Below are 21981 nucleotides of genomic sequence, written 5' to 3'. Positions count from 1 at the left end.
ACCACATCTTTTCTTACCAGGAGTTTGTCCATCGGATCATCATGACGAACAGATCGTCGGGATGGTGCGGTGGTCGTCGAGCGTGATGAGATCACCGGTGCGGTGACGTTGTTGGCGCAGCAGGGTGTTGTCGTGGTGAAGCGCGGCGATCGTCGTGGCAGCCGCGTCGAGTTGTGTTGAAGGGTTGTCGAACCTTGCATATTCGCCGCCATCACAGGGTTTCAGAACCGCCATCGGCCTCCTCACGCCCGGCGTAGAAGTGTTCGCGCCGCGCGCAGTTCGGGAATACCGATGACATGGGCGGCGAGCACGAACACCAGTACGGCAGCGATGGCACCGGCCGCGGTGGCCGCGAGTTGTTCGACTGCGCCCGCGCTGATCGAGGTGCGGGTCAGCGCGACGGCACCGAGTCCTGCCAGCCCGGCGAGAACGGTGGCCGCCGCGACGCGGGCGACGGTGGTTGCGACAGTGGAGAACCCGAGCAACCCGTGTCGGCGCCGCAACAGGATATGACCGGCGACAGCGCCGACGACGTAGGCCAACGAGCTCGCGACGCTGAGCATGACGATGACGGCTCGGTCTGCCAGCATCGTGGCGGCCAGGACGAGGATGCTGACCTTCGTGGTGACCATGACAAGGTTGAGCACGGCCGGGGTGCGGGTGTCGTTGTAGGCGTAGAACACTCGCATCTGCAGCATCACCAAAGCAAACGGCGCCAGCCCGAATGCGGAACAGGCGACTGCGGTGCCGATCAGGGTGGCGGCCTCGACATCGACACGGCCGGTGAACACCACCGTCGTGAACCCGGGGCCGAGAAGACTCATGGCCATCGTCATCGGAATCAGTGCCACCGACAGATATCGGGCACCGCGGGCGAGATCGGCCACGACCGCGGTCCGGTCGCCGAGGGCGGCCGCGCGAGAGATACGCGGCATCAGCACGGTCAGCACGGAGGCGGCCAGAATGCCGTAGGGGACCTGGAACAGCAATTCGGCGTAGGTGTAGACCGATACACCGCCGTGGTCGAAGGCGATTCGCATCGTGATCGCGACGCCGATCTGGCTGATCACTGCGTAGACCAGCAGCCAGCCCATCACCGGCAGACCGGACCGGACCGGGCGCCAGGTGTAGGGCAAAGGCCGCACCCGCCAGCTCCAGGTGAACCCGTCTCGGCGCAACGCCACCACGACCCAGACTGCCTGCCCGGCGATCCCGGCTGTGGTGCCGATACCGAGGGTCAGGATCTGCGCGGTGGTCATCGATGCCGGAGTGAGCGTGACCGGGCCGGGAAGGGCCACGAACACAGCACAGGTCGCCAGCAGGATCACATTGTTGACGACCGGCGCCCACGCTGCGGTGGCGAAGCTGTCACGGACGTTGAGTACCGCGCCCACGACGACGGCGATGCCGTAGAAGAAGATCTGCGGCAGTAGCAGATACGCCAGCCAGGTCGCCAGGCGCCGCTGCTCGGCATCGGCGACGAAGCCGCGAACGATCCACGGCGCACACGCCACCGCGACGGCCGTGACCACGGCCAGGGCGATCATGGTCGCGACCATCAGTCGCTGAGTGAACTCGCGTGAACGTTTACGGCCCCGACGACGGGCCCGGGTCAGCACCGGAATGACCGCACTGGCCAGCACGCTGCCCAGCAGCAACTCGTAGACCATGTTCGGCAGATTGTTGGCACCGTTGTAGGCGTCCCCGACCGCCGCGGTCCCCAGCACCGCCGCTACCACGAGTGTGCGCACGAACCCGGTCACGCGACTCACCACGCCGGCAACCGCGACATAGCCACCCGACCGCACCAACCCGGAAGACCCTGAGCCCCCGTGACCACGCACGCCTTTCAACGGCACCGGCGCGACAGCACGTGGAGCGCTGTACTGCACCGGCAACGGTTGGGTAGCGAAACTGCCGTAGTCGTTCAACCTGCCCCCTCCGCTGAGAACCTCGTGATCACTCAGCCTACGGATGCTGATCCGACTTGCCCCGCCACTTCGGGACTGAGGTAGCGCCGGACGAGGAGCGGCGAGAGTCTTCCCGGCTCGACGCCGCGGGCCACCGACTCCGGGCGAGACGTGTGCTGATGCCTTCCCATGGGACAGGTACTTCAATCCTGAAGTACGAAACTGCCTCCGTATCAACATCATCGACCGGTTCCGGTTTATTCGCCTCCACGACGGTCAACCCTTTGCTCATGACCACCTCACGTAATCGGGTACCGAGTACGCCGAGCATGGATCTGACCAGCACCACCATCGTGTTGGCGACCAGCGTGTTCTTTTTGTTGGGCCTGGCCGCCTTGACCGGGTCGCCGACCGTCGCCATTTTCTGCGCCGTCGGCCTGGGTGCGGCGATGACGATGTCCTCCAAAATGCTGGGCCTCAACAGCCTCTAGTTCACCTCCTCCCCGCCGTTGAGCATGTCGCAGACCAGGAGCTGATCCGCATGTCCACCACCGCCGCCCGCCCCACCTACGAACACACCGAGCCTTTGTTCGCGCACCTGGCACTGACCGACCCGTGCAGCCCTGAACACGATGCTCTGCGCGAGGAGATCATCGAGGTCTGCCTCCCGCTCGCCGAGCACATCGCTCGCAAATACGCCGGTCGCGGTGAAGTGTTCGAGGATCTGCTCCAGACCGCGCGGCTGGGCGTGGTCATGGCAGTCGACCGCTACGACGTGACCACCGGCTCACCGTTCCTGGGTTTCGCGGTCCCCACCATCATGGGTGAAGTGCGCAGACATTTCCGCGACCACATCTGGCCGTTGCATGTGCCGCGTCGCGAAAAGGAGCTACAGGGCAAAGTCAGGGTGGCGACCGACGAGTTGACCCGTCGATTCCACCGCTCCCCCACCGCGCAAGAACTCGCGACCGAACTCGATGTTCCGGTTACCGACATCGCCCGTACTCTGGTGGCGGCCAACGCGTTCCAGACGCGCAGCCTCGACACCCCCGCACGTGATACCGACGGCGATCCCAGCATGACCATCGCCGACACCTTCGGCGATGAAGACCCTCGCTACCAACTGGCTGAAGACACGATCACCGTCGCGCCCTTGCTGGCACAGCTGCCGCCGGAAGACCGCCAGCTGCTGATCTGGCGGTTCTACGACACACTCACCCAAGGTGAGATCGCCGAGCGCCTCGGCGTCTCTCAGATGAGCGTGTCTCGCAAGCTCACCAGACTGCTGGGTGATCTGCGTGCGCAGACCACCGACGACCGAGTCCCGCTCGCGATCTGAACTCCCGGCTCGCCTGCGCCGTGTACCCGCTTCGCAGCCGCCTTCAGCTGTTCCTCAGATCGACGTCCGACCGACCGGAGTCGGAGTCATCCAAAGGGGTCCGGCCGTCGAATTCCTGGGTGAAGGGCCGGTTTCCGTAGCGCTCACAACCTGCGAGGGCCCTTCCGAGGAAGGCAACGCTCGGTCGCTGGTCGGATCGATCAGCGACCGAGCGTTCCGTTGGTCGCTGCCACAGCGGTGAACGACACGGCCCCAAATATCAAGCGTCCAGCTCTCCCAGCGGATATTTTGCCCGTATGAGCCGTCCTGAAACTGCGCTATCGGCTACCCCGACCGGCCGCCGACGCCTGTCCTATCCGGTGTTCGCGCTGGTCGTGATCGCGTATCTGGCGATCATCCAGCTCGGTGGTCTGCTGATGACCGAGCTGACCGGCGAGGACGACTTCCTGTCCACGCGCGCGGTGTTCTACGGCATGATCATCCCGCTCGGTGTCGCCTTGGCGTTCACCTACGGTGTCATCGCCTACCTCGGCTGGATGCGGCCGGTCCTGCACGACGATCGCCCGACCCGGCCGTGGGTGCGGGTCGTGCCGATCGTGTTCCTCGTCGCGATCGTCTTCGGTATCAACTACAGCGCGCTGGGCGACAAGGGTCTGCTGTACACCCTGATGCTGCTGATCGCGACCCAGTTCGTCGGCTGGGGCGAGGAGGGCATGTTCCGCGGGATCGGTGTCGTGGTGCTGCGCGATCACGGGCTGACCGAGGGCAAGGTCGCGCTATGGTCGAGCATCGTGTTCGGCGCGGTGCATCTGACCAACGGCATCACCCACGGCGCGAGCGCGCTGCCGCAGGCGGTCATGGTCAGCCTGGCCGGCTACTTCTTCTACCTGACCCGGAGAGTGACGCGCGGCAACACGGCCAACTCGGTGCTGCACGGTTTGTTCGACTTCACCCTGCTCACCGGCACGTCGATCCTGATCGATCAGACCTTCTATCTCGGCACCCTCCTACCGATCCTGCTCTACCCGGTGCTGGCGATCGTGCTGCTGGTGAAGCGGCGCAGTATCGAGCCCGCGCCGGCGACGAGCCCATGATCGAATCCTTTCGCTCGCAGATCGCCGTCTCTGGGTGACTACAGCGACACCCGCGCGGTAACAGCACGACGTCCGATTCCTCGGGCCGGACACGGCCGTGGTCACCGGGCGCGCGGCGAATCCTGCAAAGGCGACCGCCCCAAGAAGCTGAGCAAGATGCAGACCCCCCCCGGTACAGGCACACCTCGGGAGCGCCGAGCGCACCCGGTTATCGAGTTTGCTCGAGTGCGGCGAGAATGGCTGCCGTTTCTTCGAAGAGGGAAAATCGGGCGATTCTGTGGTCATGCACTTCCAGGAGGGCGACCTCGTGACCGTGGATGATCGTCCTGGTTCCGCGGACTGTCCCTTCGAACCATGCGATCACGACGATTCGGTTGCCCGCCTGGAAGGTTCGCTCGATTGTCAGGTGGGTGTCGAGTCGAGTGTGCCGAAGTCCGAAGAACTCGAAGAAGCCGTCCGGACCGTCGTATTGTCCACGCCACGGCAACGACCTGACCGGGTAGTCCAACACGAACTCCGGTGCGATCAGCGCCCTGACCCGGTCCATGTCGTGTCGGGCCAGGGCCGAGTAGAACCCTTCGACCACGGCAATTTCGTTGGCGGACAACGGCCTTTCGACTCCTCGAATCATCGGCGGTGTGAAGCGCGTGGCATCACCGCACTTTTCGTTCACTGTCGGTCGACGATTCGGCCAGGTTGCGCAGTGCTGCGATATCTCGATCCAGGTTGCGTTGCAGCATGCGAGCCAGCAGCCACCCGAACGGCCGTTGTATACCGTGCGGAACGACGCGCAGCTCGAGGCGGACGCGGCATCGGTCTCGGCCCAGCGGGGTTACGGCGCGAGAGCCTTCGGCGTCGGCCCCGGTGAGCGTGCGCCAGGTGATGCGGGTGCCTGGTTCGACAGTGACGACTTCACCATTGTTGTGCCAGGTCCGGCCCGCGAACCGGAGCTGTTCGACGGTGCGAGCGCCGGGAGTGGCAGGCCCGGGCGGGGAGGCGGACATGGCGACGACGCCGGTGCGCCATGCCGTGTCGGTGGCGTAGTCGGCCAGTAGCGCCCACACGGTGGCGGCCGCCCGTTCGACTGTCGTTTCCGCGGTCAGGTCGAAGCCGGTCATCGTGTCTGCGCCTGCCGTAGGGCGGCCAGCATGGCCGGGGTGTCGATATAGGCGTCGAAGCCGACGATCCGCCCCTGACGCAGGTGCCAGATGTGCACCTCGGGAAGGTCGAATTCGACGCCACCGGGGATGGTCGTCCCGACCGTGCGGCCGACCTGCACCACGTCCTCGCCTGCGGCGAACATGTGCTCGGAGATCACCTTGCTGTCGATGTGCGCGAGCAGCGTGGTGAAGAAGCCGACCGCGCCCACATGCCCGTGATGGCGGCCGCCCCAGGGCAAATCGGCGGCCTGGTCGATGTCGATGTCGGGGTCGAAAAGGCGTTCGATCATGCCGAAGTCGCGGCTGTCGAAGGCCCGATAGACCTCCGCGATGATGTCGAGAGTGCGGTGTGACATAGGACTGTCCTCGCAGACGTAGCGGTGAGTGCTTGGCACGAACGCCGGTATGTGCCGGCTCGTCGCAACGATCGCGCGCAGGTGTTTCAATACCGCTACAACAACCGTCGAGACTCGCGCGCCGACGAAGCCGCCGAACATCGGCCTCTCAGTCTGCTGAGATGCCCTCGACCGAGTCACGGACCAGAGCGACCATGGCCGTCCAGCTCATCTGCCTGCCCAGCTGCTCGGCCGCGCGTTGTTCACCGGCGGGCAGCAGCCGTTCCATCCGATCCAGGACTACGGGGTGGGCGAATTGTGTGTAGCGCCGCGGATCAGCCCCGATCCGCTCGGAATGCTGAATCGCTGCCGCCCGCAGCCCGACAGCGGACTCGGGCGACGACAGCGCCATCAGCGCGTAGGCGGCAATGTAGACCGCACCCAGCGCGTCGGAAATATTCGATTGCTCGCCGAACGCGCGCAGCGCGCGGTCGATGGCGGTCAGGGCCGACGCGGCCGTGTCGGCGTCCGCGGCCGGAGTGAGCAACGAACAGGCGAGCACCACGTCGGCCATGCCTTGGCACCACAGGTGACCGCATTCGGCGCTGAGTTCCCGCGCCGAGGCCAACCAGCCGATCGCGTCGGCGAGATTGCCCTCCAGCAGCAGTGCGATGCCCTGCCCGAACTGTGCGCAGCCACGGATCCAGTCCGCTGTCGGGAGCCGGTCGACTTCGGCGATCAACCGGTCGATCGCGCTCCGGGTCGAGGCCCGATCGCCGAGCGCGGTGAGCGCGAGCGCACGGAACATCAGCGCGTGCAGCCACAGGTCTCGGTCGGGCTCGGGGTCGGCGAGTAGTTCCATGGCCGCCTCCGCCCGCCCCAGCGCCTCGCGGGCGTCACCAGCATGGAACGACACAATCGACAAGGCCAGCAGTCCGCGCGCGCGATCCTCGGTGCCGGCGTCGGCGGCGGTGTCGAGCGCGGTCCGGATGACATCGCGGCCGTCGACCAGCACGCCGAGGACCGGCCATGCGAATTGCAGCGCCGCCGCGCTTCGGAGCGCGTGCACGGGATGGTGTGCGAGGTCGTAGTCGATTCCGGCGCGGATATTGGGCAGTTCGGCGCCGAGCGAACGGTAGGCCGCGCCCGCGCGGTGCCCGGTCAGCAGCGCGGCCTGGTCGGCGACGAATCCGCGGGCCCAGGCGGCGTGTGCGGCGCGGGTGGCAGGTGGGTCAGGGTCGGTGTCGCGGCAGTAGCGGCGGATGGTCTCGAGCAGCCGATAGCGTGTCCCCTCGGAGGTGACGTCGGCGGCGATCACCGAGCGGTCGAGCAGCGATGCCAGGGTGGCGAGCACACCGGCGTCAGTTCCCACGGGTCGCACGGCTTCAGCACCCTGCCAGGTGAACCCGCCTTCGAACGGCCACAGCCGCAACAACATTGCGCGATCAGCGGGGGTGAGATGGTCGACGCTCCAGCCGATTGCGGCCTCCAGGCTCGCATGCCGCGACAGTGACCCGCGTGGCGTGGTTCCTAGCACGTCGAGCCGGTCGCGCAAGTGAGCGGCGATATCGTGCAGGCCGAACGCGCGTTCCCGGGCCGCCGCCAGCTCGATCGCCAGCGGCAACCCGTCCAGGCTCGTGCATATCGCGCGTCCGGTTTCCCGGTCGCTGTCAGTCGGTTGCCAGCCGGGCCGACCAGCGCGCACCCGCTCGATCAGCAGCTGCACCGCGGCACCGTCGCCGCCGGCTGCGCCGAACACGGGCAGGGGTTCGACGACCAGTACCTGTTCGCCGTCGATCCCGAGCGGCTGCCGGCTGGTCGCCAGAATCCGCAGGTCCGGAGAGGCGGCGAGCAGCATCATGGTCACCTCGGCCACGGGCTCGATCAGATGCTCACAGTTGTCGAGTACCAACTGTCCTGGTCGCAGGGTCAGGGCACGCCGCACCAGGTCCACGGGATCGCCGGTGATCTGGACCAGACCCAGCGCGGTCGCGATGGCGGTCACGACACTGTCACCGTGGTGGACATCGCCGAGCCGTACGATCCAGCGATCCGCCGAATCCGCTCCCCCGGCACAGTATTCGACGGCGAGTCTGGTCTTGCCGACTCCGGCCGGACCCACCAGGCTGACCATGCGCCGCTCGGCAAGCAATACGGACAGCAGGCTCAGTTCGCGATCACGACCCACAAACGACGACAACACGCGCCCGATCGGTCGCTGTGGCGTACGGGGCGAGGTCTCCGTGCGCATCCCGCGCGGTCGCGGGGATTCCACGAGCAACAGCCCTGGGTCGTGGTCGAGCATTCGCTGCTCGAGAGTGCGCAGCGCCGGCCCGGGATCCACTCCGAGCTCCTCGACGAGAAGTTCACGCACCCGCCGGATTTCGGCCAATGCCTGGGCCTGACGTCCGCTGCGGTACAGGCCGAGTGCCAACAGTTCCCAGCGCCGCTCCCGAAACGGCGCCGCCGACACCGCCTCGCTCAGATCGGCCACCGCCATCGCGGTCTCACCACACGCCAATCGAGCCGCCTGCAGTTCCTCGACCGCTGTCGCACGCAGCTCCGTCAACCGGGCCCGCTCGGCGGGCAGGTCCGGCGCTTGATCCAGCTCCGGCCACGGATCCCCTCGCCACAGCCCTAGCGCATTCTCGAACAACCGCGCGGCCGACCCGGCATCCCCAGCCGCGAGCACACGCACCCCATCGGTGATCATGCCGGCGAACCGGCCATGATCGATCCATTCCGGGTGCATCGTGAGCGCATAACCGAATGCGCTGCGCTGCAGGCACTCTCGGGCCGACGGCCCCAACGCCGAACGCAGCCGCGAGGCAAGGACTCGCAGGGTCGCGGCCGCCTGCCGCGGACGATCCTCGCCCCACACCAGTTCGGTGAGCACACCGTCCGATACCGGGGTTCCCACCGTCAGTGACAGCGCTGCCAGGAATCGGCGCGGCACCGGGCCGCCCAGGTCGACGGGCCGACCGTCCACCTCGACAGCGATCGGGCCCAGCACCCGAACGAACAGCACCAGCAGAGCCTAATCAGCAACGGCCTCGCCGACTCGGTGACAACGCCGTTCATCGCACTTTTATCGCCCCGCGAGACGACTGCCCAGCTTTCCTCGCGATCGCTTCGACCCGCGACCTGCACGCCGAACTCGGCCGGGCATCGTATTGACGCGAGTGCGGTCTCCGTCGTAGTGCGCCAGGACGCGGTGATCCATTGTGCGCCGCCACAGCACCGGCACCGACGCGACGACGATCATGGTGGCATAGCCCGCGGGCAGCTGCGGCGCCTCGGACGCGCTGCGCAGGGTCTGATACCGGCGCCCGGGATTGGTGTGATGATCGCTGTGCCGCTGCAGGTGGAACAGGAAGATGTTGGTGACAAGGCGGTCGGAGTTCCAGCTGTCGGCCGGCGAGCAGCGCGCCCAGCGACCGTTGGGCAATCGACTTCGCAGCAGGCCGTAGTGCTCGACATAGTTCACCGTCTCGAGCAGCCAGACGCCTATCACCGCCTGAACGACGAGATAGGGCAGGACACCGGACCCGAACGTCGCGACGAGCCCGCCGAACAGCACCACCGTCATCGCCCACGACTGCAGAATATTGTTGCGCGGGCACCACCACGAACGTTGCTGGCGTCGCAGCCGGTCCCGCTCCAGTTCGAGCGCTGACCTAAACCCCCCGATCACGCTGCGGGGCAAGAATTTCCACAACGACTCACCGAACCGCGCGCTGGCCGGGTCCTGCGGCGTGGCGACCCGAGCGTGGTGGCCCCGATTGTGCTCGACGTAGAAATGCCCGTACCCGGATTGCGCCAGCGCCGCCTTCGCCAGCCACCGCTCGAGCCGCTCGACCCGGTGACCGAGCTCGTGCGCGGCGTTGATACCGATCCCCGCCAAGAAACCGACTGTCACAGCCAATCCCAGCTTGTCGACGAATCGAAGTTGCGAATCGGTCCACAGGTAGCACGCGATCACCAGGGCAGCGACCTGTACCGGAAGGAACAGGTAGGTACACCACCGGTAGTAGCGGTTGGCACCGAGTTCTTCGTAATCCTCGTCGCTGGGATTGTGGCCGTCTTCACCGACAAGGCGATCCAGCACCGGAATCACGAACAGCACGACAATCGGTTCGATCCACCAGAAGATCGCCAGTCCGGTACGCATCACCAGCTGTGAGGGCAGCAACGCGCAAACCGGCGCCACCAATCCGAATGCCCAGAGATATCGCTTCGGATCCGCCGTCGGCACCAAGTACCGCTCGAGCAGGTGCCGCGGCCGCGGCACCCGCATCGACATCCTCATCGAAACGTTGGGGTCAAGGCAGCCTCGCGCAGTTCGTGGGTGCGGGCTGACCCGCGAGCCTGTCGGTCATCCACCGCTGCGACGCGTCCAACGCCGCCGATGCGGGGATCATCTCCGGCTGCCCCGGCGCTGACAGGGCCAGATGCGCGGGCTCCGTCCGGATGACCGCCCCCGCCGCCACATCGGGCGGCGTGCTGTAGAAGTCGCCGACGGCTACCTCAGCGGTCGGCACCGACGATGCTACCGGCGCCGATACCAGCCCGGCGCTGACCGCGACGACCGCTCCTGACAGAGCTGCCGGTCGCCCGCATACCCGCCTCCTCAACACTAAACCTCCCCTGTGACGTGTCACACTCCGCTGCTGACTGGGATAGACCGTACACACAGGGTTCAGCGCAGGAGATCCCAGGTATCTACATTGGCGATGAGCTGGTATTTCATCCCAAAAATCCTATTTCTGGATGAATACACCGAAGCACTCCGCATCCACGGAAGGCGCGCCATAGTTCGTAACTTATATAGCGCTAATCTATGAATTCTTCCTAGATGGCAGCTGTCCTCGATAAGAGCGTGCCTCATGTCAACAGTTGGCCGGCCGGGCCGCGGCACGCGCTCGGGCAGCCGATCACGCCGTCAAGCCAGGTGCCGCACGTGGATGCGCAGGGCGTTCGCGGCGAACTCCGCGGCCGCCGGGCTGCCGAAGGTCTGGTGGAAGTCGGGGTTGGTCTCGTAGAGGTCGGCCATGCCTCGCACCATCCGATCGCGACCACAGGCGATATCGTCACGGCAGCGCCATCCATCGGGTGCTCGCCACGGAAGGACAACCTGTGACCGAAACACCCACCCACGCCACCTCGACCCCACCCGGACAGGGGACAGGTCGCGAGGTCGTACGCCTTGCCGCGATCGTCGCGGCACTGGGCGTGGTGTTCGGCGATATCGGCACCAGCCCGATCTACACCCTGCAGACGGTGTTCAATCCGGCCGACCCGCACCCGGTGCCGGTGAGCCAGGACAACGTGTTCGGGATCGTCTCGCTGATCTTCTGGTCGGTCACAGTGATCGTGACGATCACCTATGTGACGCTCGCGATGCGCGCCGACAACGACGGCGAGGGCGGCATCATGGCGCTCATCACGCTGCTGCGGCGCTGGAGCGCGCCGGGCGGCAAGCGGACGGCGACTTTCCTTGCGGCACTGGGGATCTTCGGTGCTTCGTTGTTCTTCGGCGACTCGATGATCACCCCGGCGATCTCGGTGCTCTCGGCTGTCGAAGGATTGAAGATCGTCGAGCCGTCGCTCGAGGAGTTCATCATCCCGATCACCGCGGTGATCATCGTGGTCCTGTTCCTGGTGCAGCGCAAGGGAACCGCGGTCGTCGGGCGCGTATTCGGGCCGGTGATGATCGCGTGGTTCACCGCGATCGGGGTGGCCGGGATCGCGGGCATCAGCGACAACCCGGAGATCTTGAAGGCGATCTCACCGACCTACGCGCTGGGATTCCTGTTCGGCCACTTCCACATCGCGTTCTTCGCGCTTGCCGCCGTGGTCCTCGCGGTGACCGGCGCCGAAGCCCTCTACGCCGACATGGGTCACTTCGGGCGTCGCCCGATCGCCCGAGGCTGGCTGCTTCTGGTGTTCCCGGCATGCATGCTCAGCTACATGGGCCAGGGCGCGCTGATCCTCTCCGACCCGGCCAACATCACCAGCCCGTTCTTCCTACTCGTCCCCGGCTGGGGTCGGCTCCCGATGGTGCTGCTGGCCACCGCCGCGACGGTGATCGCCGCTCAGGCCGTGATCACCGGCGCGTTCTCCGTCGCCTCCCAAGCCGCTCAGCTCGGCTACCTGCCGCGACTGCGGATCGTGCACACCTCCGAATCCACCATCGGTCAGATCTATGTCCCGTGGATCAACTGGCTGCTCATGGTTTCGGTGCTGACCTTGGTCTTCGCGTTCCGCAGCTCCCACGCCCTCGCCTACGCGTTCGGGATGGCGGTCACGGGCACCATCACCATCACCACGCTGCTGTTCTTCTATGTCGCCCGCGCCCGATGGCGTACCCCCTACTGGCTGCTCGCGCTCGGTGCGGTGCCGCTGCTCGGTATCGATCTGCTGTTCCTCGGGGCGAACCTCACCAAAATCGTGCACGGTGCGTGGTTGCCGTTGCTGATCGGCGTCATCGCGTTCACGGTCATGACCACCTGGGAACGCGGTCGCGACATCGTCACCGCAGCGCGCGAACAGCGTGAAGGCCCACTGCAGGAATTCGTCGACGAACTCGGCGAAGGGCGACCGAGGATCTTCGAGGTTCCCGGCACGGCGATCTTCCTCAATCGGGGCAAGAAAACTACTCCGCTGGCCATGCGCGCCAATGTCGAGAACAACCACGTCCGCCACCAGCACGTCGCGATCGTGAGCATCGCCACCGACCCGGTGCCCCGTGTCCCGTTCGCGGAACGACTCACCGTCGACCCTCTCGGCCACCGCGACGACGGCATCATTCACGTCACCGCCCGCTACGGCTACGCCGAACGTCCCGATATCCCCGCGGCGTTGCGGCATCTCGATGCCACGGCGACAGAGGGAAGGCTCGACCTCGATCGCGCCTCCTACTTCGTCTCCAAGATCGAACTCCGCCGCGGTGACCAGCCGACCATGGCGACGTGGCGCAAACGACTGTTCATCGCGACCTCCCACATCACCGCCGACGCCGCCGACTACTTCGGCCTGCCCCGCGACCGCACCGTCATCATGGGCTCCCACATCGACGTCTGAATCTCTGATCATCGGCCGCGAGACGGACGCTTCACCGACCCGAATTCGGGACTGTCGGTGGCGTTAGAATCGAGGGGGGTGCGAGGAGCAGAACGATGAGTACCACCAGTGTGATTGTGATCATCGTCGTCGCGGTCGTTGTCGTTGTCGCGCTCGTGGCCGGCGCCTTGATGTTGATGCGTAAACAGCGTGCACACCAGCGGGCAGAGGCCGAGGACATCCGCGCCCGCGCGACGGAACAGGAGTTCGAGGTCGGTCAGCGAGAGGCGCGGGCCGACGAGATCGCCGCCCGCAGCCGCGCCGCCAAGGCCGAAGCCGAGGCCAAGTCCGCACAGGCCGAGCAGCTTGCCCAGCAGGCACATGTGCATCGCGATGATGCCGCGGATTCGCGAGCCGACCTGGACAAGGAATGGGAGCGCGCGGACAAGGTCGATCCGGACACGAAGTCGGGTCACGCATCCGAGTGATTCGGACCGGTCGGCCCCGCGCCGCCCCGATCGACCTTCGCCGGCGGCCAGGTATCGGGATCGGTTGTGGTGCTTCACCTTCGAAGACGGCGAACCTGCTGCCGGGTTCGAACGCGACGATGCCCTGCACACCGGGGTTCTTGATCGCGGTCTGCCGGTCGGGGCCGCCGCCCTGGGGAGTGAGTGAACAAGATCCCGTCGAACAGGGCGTCGATGTTGTCGGTGATCACGGTGGCGTCGTAGTACTCGTCGTCGATCAGGGCCTGCCCGCGCCCGTCATGCGTGGGCGCGGGCAGTGCGGGTCAGTTGTGGCTGCGGCCGGACAGGCGGCGCACGGCCTCGGGATCACGGTGGTCGAAGAACAGGGACTCTCCGGTGTCAAGGCCGGCGATCGCGGTCATCTCGGCGTCGGTGACGGTGAAGTCGAGGCTGTCGAAGTTCTCGGCCATGCGTTCGGGGCGCACCGATTTCGGGATCGCGATGACGCCGCGTTCGGTGAGCCAGCGCAGCACCACCTGGCCCACGGACTTGCCGTGCGCGTCGGCGATCGTGGTCAGGGTCGGGTCGGTGAACAGGTTGTTGCGGCCCTCGGCGAACGGCCCCCACGACTGGATCTGCACACCGAGCTCGGCCATCTCGGTCTGGTATTCGGCGCGCTGGAAGAACGGGTGGGTCTCGATCTGATTCACCGCGGGGGTGATCTCGTTGTGCTCGATGAGGTCGACGAGCCGGTCGGGGTAGAAGTTGGCCACCCCGATCGCGCGGATCAGGCCCTGGCGGTACAGGTCGGTCATGGCGCGCCATTCGCCGTAGTAGTCGCCGAAGGGCTGGTGGATCAGATACAGGTCCAGATAGTCCAAGCCCAGGCGATTCAGCGAGTCCTCGAAGGAGCGTTTCGTCGCGTCCTCCGCAGACCCGTCACGCGAGTCCTGGATCCACAGTTTCGTGGTGACGAACAGATCCTCCCGCGCCACGCCGGACGCGGCGATCGCGGCGCCGACGGCTTCTTCGTTGCCGTAGCTGACAGCGGTGTCGAGCAGCCGGTAGCCGGTGGCGATCGCCTCGGTGACAACTTTTTCGGTATCGGCATCGGGGATCTGGAAGACCCCGAAACCCAGGATCGGCATCTCGACACCGTTGTTGAGGGTCACAGTCTGCACAGCAGCACTCCTTTTCGATGGAGGAAACAGGGTCGAACAGTGGATCAGCGGGGGCGCGCGGCAACAGTGCGGGTACGCGCGTGTTCGGCGGGACGGACGAGCACCACGACGGAGATCAGCGCCACCGCCAGCATCGCCGCCCCGCCCGGGTAGGCGGCGCTGACACGCCCCGCCGGCCCGGCCGAACCCGAGCCCGACCGCGAGCAGGCAGGCCGGTGAGGATCGTGTCGGTCATGCACCCATTGCACGCCGACTCGACCATGGCTGGAAGTGACTGCTGTTCCGTGTACTGGCAGTCACTGCTTCCCGACCGACCTGCGGTTTACCGTGGACGTCATGAACAACCAGAGCGAGGTGCGTGAGTTCCTGCGGACCCGGCGAGCCCGCATCACCCCTGCTCGAGCCGGCCTACCCACCAGCACCGGACATCGCCGCGTGCCCGGGCTGCGCCGGGAAGAAGTCGCCCTGTTGGCCGGGATCAGCGTCGACTACTACGCGCGCATGGAACGCGGCAACCTCACCGGTGTCTCCGACGAGATCGTCCACGCCCTTGCCCGGGCGCTGCAACTCGACGACGCCGAAACCCAGCACCTCCAAGACCTCACCCGCGCCGCCAAGCCGGCCCCCGCCACCACCCGACGACCCAAACGCACCTCCGACCAAACCGTGCGTCCGACCCTGCAACGGTTCCTCGACGCCATCACCGGCACGCCCACCTGGGTCCGCAACCGGCGCATGGACTACATCGCCGGCAACGCCCTTGCTCGCGCACTGCTGTCCCCGCTGCTGACCGACCCCTCCAACGAAGCCAACAATGCCCGCTTCGCCTTCCTCAACCCCGCCGCCCGCCTGTACTACCCGGAATGGGAACGCGGCGCCGACGACATCGTGGCCACCCTGCGCACTTACGCCACGCAGAACCCCCTCGACAAAGGACTCACCGACCTCATCGGCGAACTCGTCACCCGCAGCGACGCCTTCCGCCACCGCTGGTCGGCCCACAACGTCCGCTTCCACCGCACCGGCATCAAACGAATCCATCACCCCGACGTCGGCGACCTCGAATTCGCCTACGAAGCAATGGAACTGCCCGACACCCCTGGCTGGACCATGTTCGGATTCACCACCGAACCCGGCTCCCCCAGCGAAGAACGCATGAAACTGCTCGGCAGCCTCGCCGCCACCAACACGAGCCAGGATTCGTCATAGTCCCCGAAGTGGCCAGCTGGTCGATTACGAGCGGTGATCCTAGATCGCATCGAGACCGGCCTGTTCGGCGGCGACCTCGGCCCTAACCGCGACTCCGCAGGTGTGGCGCTCGAGAACGCTGGGGTCGTCCCGCGATGGCACGACCGGCGACAGCTCAGATCAGATCCAGTCGACTGAAATCGGTGCTGTACTTGCGGATTAGCGCGGCTGACATGTGGGGAAGGTCGAGTTCGGCGGACTGAACGGCGGCACGGAAGCGGTCGGTGGGGAATTCGGGGCGGACGAGGGTTTCGCGAGTGTTGCCGAACGCCTGGAGCAGCGGCAGCAGTGAGTGTCGTCGCCGGCTCTCCGGCATGGCGCGGACAGCGGTTTCGAAGCGGGTGAACCACTCGTCGTAGTCGTCGATTCGCGCGATGGGGTGACCGGCATCGATGAGCCAGTCGACGACCACGTCGAGTGAGACACTGCGCGGATCGAGGACGTTGTAGGTGCGATAGCCCGTCACGGTGTACTCACTGAGTGCGGCGATGGCCGCGGCGGTGAAGTCGACGGGAAGGCCACCGTGGTGGGCGCGCCCTGCGTCTTCGGTCGGATAGAACGATCGCGGCGCGATACCGGTGAAGATCAGACTGAGCAGCAGGCGGGTGAAGACATCGGGCACGTTCAGCTGCCCCGAGTATCTGCTGTGCGCGAGGATCATGTCCGACCGGAACACCGAAACCGGCAGACCGCACCGTTCGTGTGCCGCACGCAGGAGCACCTCGCTCGCCCATTTGCTCGTCGAGTAGCCGTTGGCGTAGGTCCCGTCGAGTTCGCGAACCGGGCTGGCGAGCCGGATATCGGCGTCCTCGTCGGCGGACGCTGTTCCCGTGGCGACCACCCCCATGGTCGAGACGTGGCTGACTCGTTTGATCCGCGCGGTGAGTGCCATCCGGATCAGCTCGGCGGTGCCGATGACGTTGGGGCCGAACAGCTCCGGATACGGCAGAACGTGGTTGACCAGTGCGGCCGGGTGGACGATCGAGTCGACGGTGTCGGCCAGCCGGTGCCATGTCGGCTCGTCCAGGCCGAGGCCGGGTGCGCTGACATCGCCCGCGAGGACCTCGAGACGGCCTGCGGCCAGATCGTTGAAGCGGCGGACCAGGTCGGGGTCGCCCCGATCGAAGGCCGCAGCGAGCCGCAGGCGTGCGGTGGCGGCCGTTTCGCCACGGACCAGACAGATCACGGTGCCGCTCGTGCGTGTCAGCAACTCCAGGCACAAGAACCGGCCCAGGTAGCCGTTCGCGCCGGTGAGCAGCACGGTGTTCGTCGCGCCGCTCGGTGGCGGTAGGGCCCGTGCCGCGTCGAGGGTCGCGGTGTCGATGAACTTGTCCAACGTGAGGTCACTGGCCCGGACTCGGGTGCTGCCGGTGCCGTGCACTGCCGCGAACGTCGGCTGTCGCGGCCCGCCGGCCACAACCGTCTCGATGTGTCGCGCCAGTTGTCGAAGGTTGTTCGCGGGGTTGAGGACGACGCTCACCGGCACCTCGATATCGAAGATCTCCCCGAGTAGGCCGGCCAAGGACAGCGCCGACAGGGAGTCGCCGCCCAGGTCGGTGAAACGCTCCTCGCCGAGCAATTCGCCGCTCTCACCACCCAGCAACGCCTGAGCGGCCCGCAGGACGGCGTCGGCCACCGGCTGGTTCCGGCCGCCGCGACGCAGTGCGCTCAGCTCACCGGTCTCCCGTTCCGCCAGCTCGGTGTACATCCGCTCCAGGCGCTCGCCGTAGTGGTCTTTCATCTTGGGGCGCAATGGTTTACGGACGTCGGAGAGCAGGCCGTTCGCCGTGCTGAACGGCTCGGTCTCGATCAGGAAGTCGCGCGGGATCTCGTAGCGCGGCAGGTCCGCGTTCTTCGCCACTTCCCGCAACGATTCGCCGATCAGCGGTTTCAGGTCCGCTACGGCCGCGCCGACGCGGTCGAGCGCCGCCGAGGTCGGCACCACGACCGCGAGCGGATACGCGCGCTCGCTGTTGCCGTACACGAAGATCTGCCCGACCAGCGGGCTGGTGACGAACAGCGCCTCCAACCGGGCGATGGCCACGAACTCGCCGTTGGACAGCTTGAGCACGTTCGTGCGGCGATCGAGGTAGACCAGCTCGTCCGGCCCGATCTCGGCCATGATGTCGCCGGTCCTGTAATAGCCGTCGCGGTCGAAGATCTCCGCGGTGGCCTCGGGACGCTTGTAGTACCCGGGAATGATGGCATCGGTCTTGACCAGCAACTCCCCGCGCGGATACGGCGAGTCGGTGCGCGAATAGCCCAGTTCGGGTACGTCGACCAGCTTGTAGTCACGCACCGGCGGTCGGCACACCTTCCCGTTGACCATGATTCGACCCGCTTCGGTCGAGCCGAAGCCGTCCTGCAGCGGAAGGTCGAGACAGGATTCGACGAAGGCGGCCATCTCCGGCGACATCGGCGCCGACCCGGTGCCGGCCCACACCACGCGGCCGCCGAGGAACCGTTCACGTAGTTCCTCGCGCACCCGCGCCGCGGCCGCGACCCGGTCGCCGCTCGCGTATCGGTCCAGTTCGCTGTGGTACCGCTGGAACAGCATGTCGCAGACGCGCGGAACCAGCCGCAGTGTCGTCGGCCGGACCAGGGCGATGTCCTCGAACAGCGTGGACAGGTCGCTCGTCGCTGTGAAGTATCCAATGCCGCCTGCCGCGAGGGTGCCGGAGAACGCGGCCCGTCCCGACACGTGACTCATGGGCAGGCAGTGCACGCCGATAATCGGCAGTTCATCTGTCCCCGGCCAGAACCCGCGCCACGCCGGGATGACCATGCGGTCGGTGTACATGGCGCCCTTGGGTGCCCCGGTGCTGCCCGATGTGTAGATGAGCATGGCCAGTCGGTCACTCGCCGGATCGGCCTCGAACAGTGGTATCGGCGGCAGGGTCGCTCCGCGCGCGAGCACGTCGGCCAGTGTGTCGAGCGCGATCGGGCTGTCGGCCAGGCGTCGGCACGCGGCTTCGACCAGCTCGCGGTGCTCATCGACGGCCGCCTGATAGTCGAAGACCAGCAGGCGGCGCACCGACGTGCTCGCCAACGCGCACTCGACGGCAGTGGTCAGCTGTTCGAGGCTGGTGGCCAGCACGCGTGGCCCGGTCTCGGCGATGAGAGGCGTCAGCTGGTCAGCGGCGGCGCCGGCCGGTAACGGCACCGACACCGCGCCGAGCCGGACACAGCCCAGCTCGATGGTGGTGTAGTCGGTACTGGTGAAACCGACGACGGCGACGAACTCGCCCGCGCGTAACGGCGACCCGGGATGGTGGTGCCATTCGGTCGCCACAGCGCCCGCCCGCGACCAGAGTTCGCCATAGCTGATGGTCTCGAAGGACGGCAGCAGGCGAAGTGTCGTACGGCCGGTCGCCGGGTCGATGCTCGTCTCCCGCGCGCGTTCTCCAACGGCGGGCCGATCCGCGTAGCCCTCCATGATCGTGGCCACGATCCGCCCCAGCGGCAGCCCCGGCTTCCGGATCGCCGCGGTGACTGCGGCATTCGGCACGGTATCGCGGAACTGTCGGTCGGCGGCGTGTAACTCGGCGATACGGCGTGCGCGCCGAGCGTCGAGATCGCTGGTCTCCGAGCGCGAAACCGTCACCACTGCCAGCCTCCGTAAGCAATTTCCGTGTTCGCACACGCGACCCCGGGATTGGGACTATACGGCGATCAATGGATGCACATTCGGTGGTGAAAGTCGATAAATCGCTTTCCTATCGACCGATTCGTATACCCGACCGGACCACACGAGATCGGCTCTCTTCCTTAAGGTTTCGAATCAATAGAGGACGAATCAAAGGATTTGACGTGAATGAACTCGGAGCAGTGGAGGAACTGGAGGCGGCGGCCGCCGGTCTCACCGGGCTCACCGACTTCGGTCCGTCGGAGTACCGGGAAGGGCTCGGGGTGCTCCTGTCCTCCTATCGGGAGGAGGCCGACCTGAGCCCGCAGGGCATCCAGGCGGTTCAGGGCGAGCTGACCGGCATCCTCGCGTCCCGCCTGATCAGTCAGGCCCAGTGGGCGGCGCGGCCCGAATACGCCGAGGTCGCGATCGAGCGGCCGGTGTTCATCGTCGGCATGCCGCGCACCGGGACGACGACTCTGCACCGGATGCTGACCGCCGACCCAGCGCACCAGGGCCTGCAAATGTGGCTCGGTTACGCGCCACAGCCCCGGCCGGCGCGCGCGGACTGGGCGGCCGACCCGGTCTTCCAGATGGTGCAGAAGGGCATCGACGGATTCGTCGAACAGGTTCCCGGCTACCTGGGAATTCACAACCGCAGAGCCGACGAGGTCGAGGAATGCTGGCTGCTGACCCGGCAGTCGATGCTCTCGGCGTATTTCGAGTTCACCGGGAACCTGCCGTCGTATTCCGCGTGGCTGGCTGAGCAGGATTTCACCGAGACCTACCAGCGGTACCGTCGCAACCTGCAATTGATCGGGCTGCCCGACACCGGCAAACGCTGGGTGCTCAAGTCGTCGAGCCATCTCGTCTGCCTGGACGCGCTGCTGGCGACGTTCCCGGACGCGCTGGTGATCCAGACCCATCGTCGGCCCGCCAGCGTGGTGCTCGGCTCGGCGTGCAGCATGGTGAACAAGATGGTCGCGGGCCGGTCGGCCAGCTTCCAGGGCGAGGCGATCGGCCCCATCCTGCTCGAGTTCGCCGTTCGCTCGCTCGAGCGCTACGCCACGGACCGGGCCGAATACGACAAAGCCCTTTTTCACGACGTCGAGTTCGACGAGTTCACGGCCGACCCGCTGGCCGTCGTCACCGACATCTACCGGCGACTCGGGCGCGAGATCACCGACGAGGTCCGCACCGCGATGCTCGCGGTGGTCGCCGAGGACGACCGCCTTCGCTCGCACACCTACGACCTGACCGACTACGGCATCACCGCCGACGAGGTCGACGCCCGACTCAGCACGCTGATCTGAGGGGAACGACCATGGCGACGCAGTCCTCGGTCTCGGTATTGGATCGCTGGGGGTTCTCCACCTGGCTCGAAAGCGCTCGCGGGAGCGGCGAATTCATCACGCTGCCCGAGCTCGACGGCAGCAACGACGCGGTCGTGAGCATCGACGGCAACAAGCTGGTCAACTTCTCCGGCATCGGTATCCTGGGCTGGCAGCACGACCCGCAGGTGCGCGAGGTCTTCGCCGAGACAGCGACGGACTACGGCCTTGTCGTCGGTGGCTCGCGGATCATCCAAGGCGTCTCCCGGCCGCACCTCGAGCTGGAGACGCTCGTCGCCGAGATCACCGGCAAGGAGCGCGCGCTCACCTTCGCCACCGGAATGCTGGCCAATCTCGGTTTCGTGAACGCGATGAGTTCCCGGTTCTCGTTCAACAACAACCACGGCGTCGACAACACCGACACCGTGCTCGTGCTGGACCGGGAATGCCACTGGAGCATGTGGAAGGCCGCCGAACGATTCAAGTTCGGCCGCAACCTGATCATGTTCGACCACAACGACACCGCCAGTCTTCGACGCGAGCTGGAGCAGCTGGCGGGACGCAAGATCATCGTCGGATTCGAGGCCGTGTACTCCGCCGACGGGTCGCTCGCCCCGGTCGCCGAGATCCTCGATCTGTGCGAGGAATTCGGCGCGATCAGCTTCGTCGACGACGCCAACGGGTTCATGGTCTACGGCAACGGCGGTCACCGGTTCGCCGCCGAGTACGCGGCGCTGCGCCGGGCAACCTTCCTGATGGTGTCCTTCGGCAAGGGCGTCGGGCTCAGCGGCGGCGCGCTCGCCGGACCGGCCGACGCCTTGGATGCGTTCCGGTTCCTTTCCGGCACAACAGTTTTCACTACCAACATTCAGCCGCCGACCGTCGGTGCCATCGTGCACGTGCTGCGCCGGATGCGACGTGACCCGTCGATCATGGAGAACTATCTCGACCGGGTCGACCGGTTGCGGGAGCGGCTGCTCCAGATCGGTTGCACGATCAACCCGACACCCACATACGTGACCTCGATCCTGGTGGGCGCGAACGACACCGCCGTGCGTGTGCGACAAGAGTTCATCGATCGCGGCTACCTGGTCCCGATGTTCGGCTACCCGGCGGTGCCGAAGGACCGCGCGGTGATCCGCCTACTGATGAACAACCGAATCTCCGACGAGCAGCTCGACGGGTTCATCGACACCCTCGCCGAACTCCGAGAGAAGTACAGGTTCTGA

At 66.3% G+C, this 21981-nt stretch carries 19 protein-coding genes; 8 read left to right on the top strand and 11 right to left on the bottom strand.

Annotated elements, in window-relative coordinates; genetic code table 11:
* Positions 1–39: 39 nt before the first annotated feature.
* Both ACWGCN_RS14010 and murJ read right to left on the bottom strand, forming a co-directional pair.
* The gene (locus ACWGCN_RS14010) at positions 40–234 is read right to left on the bottom strand and encodes a hypothetical protein (protein WP_452457248.1); all 195 of its coding nucleotides are present in this window, start codon (positions 232–234) and stop codon (positions 40–42) included.
* An 8-nt stretch (positions 235–242) separates the two neighbouring features.
* Entirely contained in the window at positions 243–1808 is a 1566-nt protein-coding gene (murJ, locus tag ACWGCN_RS14005; RefSeq protein ID WP_387444472.1) for a murein biosynthesis integral membrane protein MurJ, read from the bottom strand.
* Between the two features lie 392 nt (positions 1809–2200).
* Here murJ and ACWGCN_RS14000 point away from each other — a divergent pair, with 392 nt between their 5' ends.
* From ACWGCN_RS14000 to ACWGCN_RS13990, 3 genes are all read left to right on the top strand, one after another.
* Positions 2201–2401 (top strand): hypothetical protein, encoded by a 201-nt coding sequence (locus ACWGCN_RS14000; RefSeq protein WP_452457249.1) that lies wholly within the window; start codon positions 2201–2203, stop codon positions 2399–2401.
* 50 nt (positions 2402–2451) lie between these two features.
* Entirely contained in the window at positions 2452–3249 is a 798-nt protein-coding gene (locus tag ACWGCN_RS13995) for a SigB/SigF/SigG family RNA polymerase sigma factor (protein ID WP_452457250.1), read from the top strand.
* Positions 3250–3545: 296 nt separating this feature from the next.
* Entirely contained in the window at positions 3546–4343 is a 798-nt protein-coding gene (locus ACWGCN_RS13990; RefSeq protein ID WP_452457251.1) for a CPBP family intramembrane glutamic endopeptidase, read from the top strand.
* Positions 4344–4551: 208 nt separating this feature from the next.
* Here the strand turns inward: ACWGCN_RS13990 and ACWGCN_RS13985 are convergent, their stop codons facing one another.
* The 6 genes from ACWGCN_RS13985 to ACWGCN_RS13960 form a co-directional block, all read right to left on the bottom strand.
* Positions 4552–4950: a nuclear transport factor 2 family protein gene (locus ACWGCN_RS13985; RefSeq protein WP_378987494.1), complete on the bottom strand. Its 399-nt coding sequence runs from the start codon at positions 4948–4950 to the stop codon at positions 4552–4554.
* Between the two features lie 46 nt (positions 4951–4996).
* On the bottom strand, positions 4997–5461 hold the full coding sequence (locus ACWGCN_RS13980) for an SRPBCC family protein (RefSeq protein WP_452457252.1): 465 nt from the start codon (positions 5459–5461) through the stop codon (positions 4997–4999).
* Complete coding sequence (locus ACWGCN_RS13975; protein WP_452457253.1) at positions 5458–5859, bottom strand: nuclear transport factor 2 family protein; 402 nt, start codon at positions 5857–5859, stop codon at positions 5458–5460. The genes ACWGCN_RS13980 and ACWGCN_RS13975 overlap by 4 nt, the downstream gene beginning before the upstream one ends.
* 148 nt (positions 5860–6007) lie before the next feature.
* Complete coding sequence (locus tag ACWGCN_RS13970) at positions 6008–8866, bottom strand: BTAD domain-containing putative transcriptional regulator (protein ID WP_452457254.1); 2859 nt, start codon at positions 8864–8866, stop codon at positions 6008–6010.
* Between the two features lie 60 nt (positions 8867–8926).
* Entirely contained in the window at positions 8927–10135 is a 1209-nt protein-coding gene (locus tag ACWGCN_RS13965; RefSeq protein WP_452457255.1) for an alkane 1-monooxygenase, read from the bottom strand.
* A 25-nt stretch (positions 10136–10160) separates the two neighbouring features.
* The gene (locus ACWGCN_RS13960) at positions 10161–10379 is read right to left on the bottom strand and encodes a hypothetical protein (protein ID WP_452457256.1); all 219 of its coding nucleotides are present in this window, start codon (positions 10377–10379) and stop codon (positions 10161–10163) included.
* A 595-nt stretch (positions 10380–10974) separates the two neighbouring features.
* On the opposite strand from ACWGCN_RS13960, the gene ACWGCN_RS13955 reads away from it, so the two are divergent.
* The gene (locus tag ACWGCN_RS13955) at positions 10975–12921 is read left to right on the top strand and encodes a potassium transporter Kup (RefSeq protein ID WP_452457257.1); all 1947 of its coding nucleotides are present in this window, start codon (positions 10975–10977) and stop codon (positions 12919–12921) included.
* Positions 12922–13016: 95 nt separating this feature from the next.
* On the top strand, positions 13017–13388 hold the full coding sequence (locus ACWGCN_RS13950; protein ID WP_378987514.1) for a hypothetical protein: 372 nt from the start codon (positions 13017–13019) through the stop codon (positions 13386–13388).
* Between the two features lie 302 nt (positions 13389–13690).
* Here ACWGCN_RS13950 and ACWGCN_RS13945 read toward each other — a convergent pair whose 3' ends face one another.
* Positions 13691–14548 carry an aldo/keto reductase gene (locus tag ACWGCN_RS13945; protein WP_452457258.1) on the bottom strand — a complete coding sequence of 286 codons (858 nt, stop codon included), beginning with the start codon at positions 14546–14548 and terminating at the stop codon, positions 13691–13693.
* 44 nt (positions 14549–14592) lie between these two features.
* Positions 14593–14787: a hypothetical protein gene (locus ACWGCN_RS13940; RefSeq protein ID WP_452457259.1), complete on the bottom strand. Its 195-nt coding sequence runs from the start codon at positions 14785–14787 to the stop codon at positions 14593–14595.
* Positions 14788–14884: 97 nt separating this feature from the next.
* On the opposite strand from ACWGCN_RS13940, the gene ACWGCN_RS13935 reads away from it, so the two are divergent.
* Complete coding sequence (locus ACWGCN_RS13935; protein ID WP_452457260.1) at positions 14885–15757, top strand: helix-turn-helix transcriptional regulator; 873 nt, start codon at positions 14885–14887, stop codon at positions 15755–15757.
* A 154-nt stretch (positions 15758–15911) separates the two neighbouring features.
* On the opposite strand, the gene car is transcribed toward ACWGCN_RS13935, so the two are convergent.
* Complete coding sequence (gene car, locus ACWGCN_RS13930) at positions 15912–19400, bottom strand: carboxylic acid reductase (RefSeq protein WP_452457261.1); 3489 nt, start codon at positions 19398–19400, stop codon at positions 15912–15914.
* A 206-nt stretch (positions 19401–19606) separates the two neighbouring features.
* On the opposite strand from car, the gene ACWGCN_RS13925 reads away from it, so the two are divergent.
* Both ACWGCN_RS13925 and ACWGCN_RS13920 read left to right on the top strand, forming a co-directional pair.
* Entirely contained in the window at positions 19607–20734 is a 1128-nt protein-coding gene (locus ACWGCN_RS13925) for a sulfotransferase family protein (RefSeq protein ID WP_452457262.1), read from the top strand.
* 11 nt (positions 20735–20745) lie between these two features.
* Positions 20746–21981 carry an aminotransferase class I/II-fold pyridoxal phosphate-dependent enzyme gene (locus ACWGCN_RS13920; protein ID WP_452457263.1) on the top strand — a complete coding sequence of 412 codons (1236 nt, stop codon included), beginning with the start codon at positions 20746–20748 and terminating at the stop codon, positions 21979–21981.

The organism is Nocardia sp. NPDC055050 (assembly GCF_053608345.1).
The sequence above is the reverse complement of the archived record's forward strand: the minus strand, read 5'-3'. Positions and strand labels throughout refer to the sequence as shown.

What these genes read in the sequence shown, in the direction of transcription:
- ACWGCN_RS13950 (WP_378987514.1), top strand. Translation starts at nt 13,017, where the DNA reads ATGAGTACCACCAGTGTGATTGTGATCATCGTCGTCGCGGTCGTTGTC.
- ACWGCN_RS13995 (WP_452457250.1), top strand. Translation starts at nt 2,452, where the DNA reads ATGTCCACCACCGCCGCCCGCCCCACCTACGAACACACCGAGCCTTTG.
- ACWGCN_RS13920 (WP_452457263.1), top strand. Translation starts at nt 20,746, where the DNA reads ATGGCGACGCAGTCCTCGGTCTCGGTATTGGATCGCTGGGGGTTCTCC.
- ACWGCN_RS14000 (WP_452457249.1), top strand. Translation starts at nt 2,201, where the DNA reads ATGACCACCTCACGTAATCGGGTACCGAGTACGCCGAGCATGGATCTG.
- ACWGCN_RS13975 (WP_452457253.1), bottom strand. Translation starts at nt 5,859, where the DNA reads ATGTCACACCGCACTCTCGACATCATCGCGGAGGTCTATCGGGCCTTC.
- ACWGCN_RS14010 (WP_452457248.1), bottom strand. Translation starts at nt 234, where the DNA reads ATGGCGGTTCTGAAACCCTGTGATGGCGGCGAATATGCAAGGTTCGAC.
- ACWGCN_RS13990 (WP_452457251.1), top strand. Translation starts at nt 3,546, where the DNA reads ATGAGCCGTCCTGAAACTGCGCTATCGGCTACCCCGACCGGCCGCCGA.
- ACWGCN_RS13980 (WP_452457252.1), bottom strand. Translation starts at nt 5,461, where the DNA reads ATGACCGGCTTCGACCTGACCGCGGAAACGACAGTCGAACGGGCGGCC.
- ACWGCN_RS13935 (WP_452457260.1), top strand. Translation starts at nt 14,885, where the DNA reads ATGAACAACCAGAGCGAGGTGCGTGAGTTCCTGCGGACCCGGCGAGCC.
- ACWGCN_RS13965 (WP_452457255.1), bottom strand. Translation starts at nt 10,135, where the DNA reads ATGCGGGTGCCGCGGCCGCGGCACCTGCTCGAGCGGTACTTGGTGCCG.